Origin of the sequence: Actinotalea ferrariae CF5-4, assembly GCF_000603945.1 — a bacterium.
Taxonomy (GTDB): Bacteria; Actinomycetota; Actinomycetes; order Actinomycetales; family Cellulomonadaceae; genus Actinotalea; species Actinotalea ferrariae.
Window position 1 is genome coordinate 1 of sequence record NZ_AXCW01000306.1, and the last position, 4,266, is coordinate 4,266.

Here is a 4,266-nt window from a genome sequence, read left to right on the forward strand (position 1 = left end):
AGCCCACCAGCCCACCAGCCCACCACGGTCCCGCCCTACGGCGCCCGCCTCCGAGCGCTGTTCCCGCGACACACCCCCATCGCGTTCTTCGACATCTCTGCTTCCCCGCGCGCAGAACTGTCGGAAAACGTGAGGGCCTCGGTGGAGGGGCGGCGGTCGGGCTCGGGCGGACGGGGCGGGGGGTCGACGGCGGGCGTTGTTACGCTCGGCGCTCGTGACGGCACCCGTGGTGGCAGTGATCGGCGGAGGGCAGCTCGCCCGCATGATGAGCCCCGCGGCGACGGCGCTCGGCGTCGGGCTCCGCGTGCTCGTCGAGGACAGCGGCACGGCCGCCGCCCAGGTGGTCGTGGACGCCCCGGTCGGGCGTCCGGCCGCGGGGTCGCCCGTGGTCGACCTGGTGACCGGCCCCCCGACGGCGGCGGTCCTCACCTTCGAGCACGAGCACGTCCCGCCGCACGTCCTGGCGCGCGTGGCCGAGCTGGGGGTCCCCGTGCGGCCCTCCGCGGACGCGCTGGTCCACGCCCAGGACAAGATCGCCATGCGCCGTCGGCTCAGCGCGCTGGGCGTGCCCTGCCCGCGCTGGGCGGAGCTGCCGGACGAGGCCGCCCTCGAGGCGTTCCTCGACGAGGTCGGCGGCGAGGCGGTCGTCAAGACCGCGCGCGGCGGGTACGACGGCAAGGGCGTCCGCGTCGTGCGGGCGGCCGCGGACGTCCTCGACTGGTTCGCCGCCGCGGCCGACGGCGGGCCGGCGCTGCTGGCCGAGGAGAAGGTGCCGTTCGTCCGGGAGCTCGCGGTGCTGCTCGCGCGGCGGCCGTCGGGGGAGTGCCGCACGTGGCCGGTCGTGGAGACCGTGCAGCAGGGCGGCGTCTGCGCGGAGGTCCTCGCGCCCGCGCCGGACCTGGACCCGGAGGTCGAGCGCGCCGCCGTGGAGGCGGCCCTGCGCGTGGCCGAGGGCGTCGACGTGACCGGCGTCCTGGCGGTCGAGATGTTCGAGGTCCCGGCGTCCGGCCCGGGCGACGCGCGCGTGGTCGTCAACGAGCTCGCCATGCGACCCCACAACTCGGGCCACTGGACCATCGACGGCGCCGTGACCAGCCAGTTCGAGCAGCACCTGCGCGCCGTCCTCGACCTGCCCCTGGGCGACACGGCGGTCCGCGCGCCCTGGACGGTCATGGCCAACGTCCTCGGCAGCACGCTCGAGGACCTCACGGACGCGCTGCCCGCCGTGCTCGGCGCGGACCCGGCGGCCAAGGTCCACCTGTACGGCAAGGAGGTGCGGCCCGGGCGCAAGCTGGGTCACGTCTCCGTCAGCGGGGACGACCTGGCCGACGTCCGCCGGCGGGCGGCCGCCGCCGCGGCGCTGCTGCGCGGGGAGTGACGCGGGACCGACGACCGGCCCCGGCACCGTGCCGGACGCCACGACCGCTGGAGAGGACGCGAGGATGACGGAGCAGCCGCTGGTCGGCGTGGTGATGGGCTCGGACTCGGACTGGCCCGTGATGGAGGCCGCCGCGCAGGCCCTGGACGAGTTCGCCGTCCCCTACGAGGTCGACGTCGTCTCCGCCCACCGCATGCCGCAGGACATGGTCGACTACGGCCGGTCGGCGGCCGAGCGCGGCCTGCGCGTGGTCGTCGCGGGGGCCGGCGGCGCGGCGCACCTGCCGGGCATGCTCGCCGCGGTCACGCCCTTGCCGGTCATCGGGGTCCCCGTCCCGCTGGCGCACCTGGACGGCCTGGACTCCCTGCTGTCGATCGTCCAGATGCCGGCCGGCGTGCCGGTCGCGACCGTGTCCGTGGGCGGTGCGCGCAACGCCGGGCTGCTCGCCGTCCGGGTCCTCGCCACCTCCGACGGCGAGCTCGGGGCGCGCCTGCGCGCCGACATGGTGCGCTTCCAGGAGGACCTGCGCCGGCAGGCGCAGGCCAAGGGGGAGAGGCTCCGGGCGCGGCGCCGCGGGGCCGGGACGGGCTTCACCGCCTGATCCCGGGGGCCGTGCCCCGACGCGCGTGATCATGGGCCCACGCTTATGGTCACAGAATGGTCACGACGCGTCCGTCTGCTCTCGGCGCGCCCCTGCGCACACCCCAGGGTCACCCTCAGGACCGGCCCCAGGGCACGGGCCGGGGGCGCCCCGGCGACAGCGCCTCCGGCGCCGGGAACCGCGCCGCGCCGTCGTCGGCGGGCACCGCTGCTCCGGTCGCGCGCGACCGCATGTACGCGCTGGACGCGCTGCGGTTCGCGGCCGCGGTCGGCGTCGTCCTGTACCACTTCACGGCCCGGTGGCACCGGGGCTGGGGCGAGGCGCCCGGTGAGGTGTTCCCGGTCCTCGGCCACGTGTCGACGTACTTCGCCCTGGCCCCGGAGCTCTTCTTCGTGGTCTCGGGGTTCGTCATCCTCTGGACGGCGTGGGGCCGGTCCGTGCCGGCGGTCGCCGCATCGCGCCTGGCGAGGATCTACCCGGCGTACTGGGCGGCGCTGGCCCTGACGAGCGGCCTGCTGCTGTTCCTGTGGAGTGACGGCAAGCAGATCTCGTGGGGCGAGGTCGCGGTGAACGCGACCCTGCTCCAGGAGGTCGTCGGCGTGCGTCACGTGGACGGCGTCTACTGGACGCTGTGGGTCGAGCTCCGGTTCTACCTGCTCATCGTCCTGCTGGTCGCGATCGGGCTGACGCGCAACCGGGTGCTCGCCTTCGCCGGGCTCTGGCCCGTCGTCGCGCTGGCCGTCGCCTGGGCCGACGTGCCCGTGCTGGAGACGCTCCTCATCAGCCGGTACGCCCCGCTGTTCGCCGGGGGGATGCTCCTGTACCTCCTGTACCGCGACGGGCACGCGCGCCTGCCGTGGGTCCTCCTGGTCGGCAACGTGGTGCTCGCGGTGAACAACATCGTCCCGGCGCAGATGCAGTCGCTGGGCAAGAACACCGTCTTCGAGCCCAACCCCTGGCTCCTCGGGGTGCTGACCGTCGGCTGCTTCGTCGCGGTCGGCGCCCTGGCCCTGACCCGCCTGCGCACGATCTCGTGGGCGCCGCTCGCGGCGCTCGGTGCGCTGACCTACCCCCTGTACCTCGTCCACGAGTTCTGGGGCTGGTGGGTCATCGCCCGGCTGTCCCCGACCCTGCCGCCCTGGGTCGTGCTCGGCGTCGCGGTCACGCTCGTGGTGGCGCTCGCGACGGCGCTCCATCACGCGATCGAGAAGCCGAGCTCGCCGCGCGTGCGGCGGTGGCTCGAACGACGCCTGACGGCCTGGGCGGAGCGGGTCTCCCGGCGTCAGGTGCCCGGCACGCCGCCGACGACGCCCGCCGGCAGGGAGCCGTCGCGGATCCCAGCCCAGAGCTCGGCGTTGCGCGCGTCGTCGAGCTGGACGGCGGAGCCGACCCCGCCCGGGCGGTAGTCCAGGCTGAGCAGCCACGGCGTGCCGGTGATGCCCCCCGGGCCGGTGGCGCTGCGGAAGGCCAGGGCGAGGCGGCCGAGGTCGACGATCCCGGTGCCCTCCGAGGTCGTCAGCGCGTCGGTGCCGGCGCGCACGAGCGAGGCCTGCTTGCCCGGCGAGACGAGGACGCCCGGGTCGGTGACCGCGCTGGTGATCGCGCCGATGACCTGCTGCTGACGCTGCGTGCGGCCGATGTCGCCGTTGGGGTCGGAGTAGCGCATGCGGGAGAACGCCAGAGCGGTGCGGCCGTCGGCGAGACGGCACCCGGGCTGCTCCCACACGAGGCCGCTCAGCTCGTCGTTCACGGGGTAGTCCAGGCAGAGCTCGACGCCGCCGACCGCGTCGACCACCCCCTCGACACCGGTGAACCCCACCTCGACGTAGTGGTCGACCGTGAGTCCGGTCATCTGCTCGACCGTGCGCGTGAGCAGGGCGGGGCCGCCCCAGGAGAACGCCGCGTTGAGCTTGTTCGCGCCGTTGTCGGGGATCTCGACGTAGGCGTCACGGGGCAGGCTGATGAGCGCCGCCGGCCCCGACGCGGGGTCGTGCAGCAGCATGATCGTGTCCGTCCGGGCGCCCTCGGTGCCGTCCTCGATCCCGGCGTCCGCGCGGGAGTCGGAGCCCGCGAGCAGGTACGTCACCCCGGGTGTGTCGGCCGCGCCGGACCGCGCCTCGACGTGCGCGATGCGCCCGTCGGCCCACAGCGCCAGGCCCAGGGGCCAGGCGAGCAGCAGCACCAGGAGGACCGCGGCCACCGCGGCGGCAGGACGACGCCGGCGACGGCGTGCAATCGGTCGGCCGGCGCTCGCCGGCTGACGCGGCGCGCTCCCGCCGGCTGGGCC

At 75.5% G+C, this 4,266-nt stretch carries 3 protein-coding genes and 1 pseudogene; 3 read left to right on the forward strand and 1 reads right to left on the reverse strand.

What is annotated here, in order from left to right; translation table 11 throughout:
• The first annotated feature begins 214 nt into the window (after positions 1 to 214).
• The 3 genes and pseudogenes from N866_RS16765 to N866_RS22485 form a co-directional block, all read left to right on the forward strand.
• Positions 215 to 1,378 (forward strand): 5-(carboxyamino)imidazole ribonucleotide synthase, encoded by a 1,164-nt coding sequence (locus N866_RS16765; RefSeq protein ID WP_034228608.1) that lies wholly within the window; start codon positions 215 to 217, stop codon positions 1,376 to 1,378.
• A 64-nt stretch (positions 1,379 to 1,442) separates the two neighbouring features.
• On the forward strand, positions 1,443 to 1,979 hold the full coding sequence (gene purE / locus N866_RS16770) for a 5-(carboxyamino)imidazole ribonucleotide mutase (protein WP_034228609.1): 537 nt from the start codon (positions 1,443 to 1,445) through the stop codon (positions 1,977 to 1,979).
• Positions 1,980 to 2,209: 230 nt separating this feature from the next.
• Positions 2,210 to 3,154: pseudogene (locus N866_RS22485) on the forward strand (acyltransferase family protein); the annotation flags it as partial.
• A 107-nt stretch (positions 3,155 to 3,261) separates the two neighbouring features.
• On the opposite strand, the gene N866_RS16780 reads toward N866_RS22485, so the two are convergent.
• On the reverse strand, positions 3,262 to 4,266 hold a 1,005-nt coding region (locus N866_RS16780; RefSeq protein WP_245612639.1), incomplete at its 5' end, for an LCP family protein.

Bases quoted from the DNA above. Each gene is read 5' to 3' on its own strand.
- purE (WP_034228609.1), top strand. From the start codon at position 1,443: ATGACGGAGCAGCCGCTGGTCGGCGTGGTGATGGGCTCGGACTCGGAC.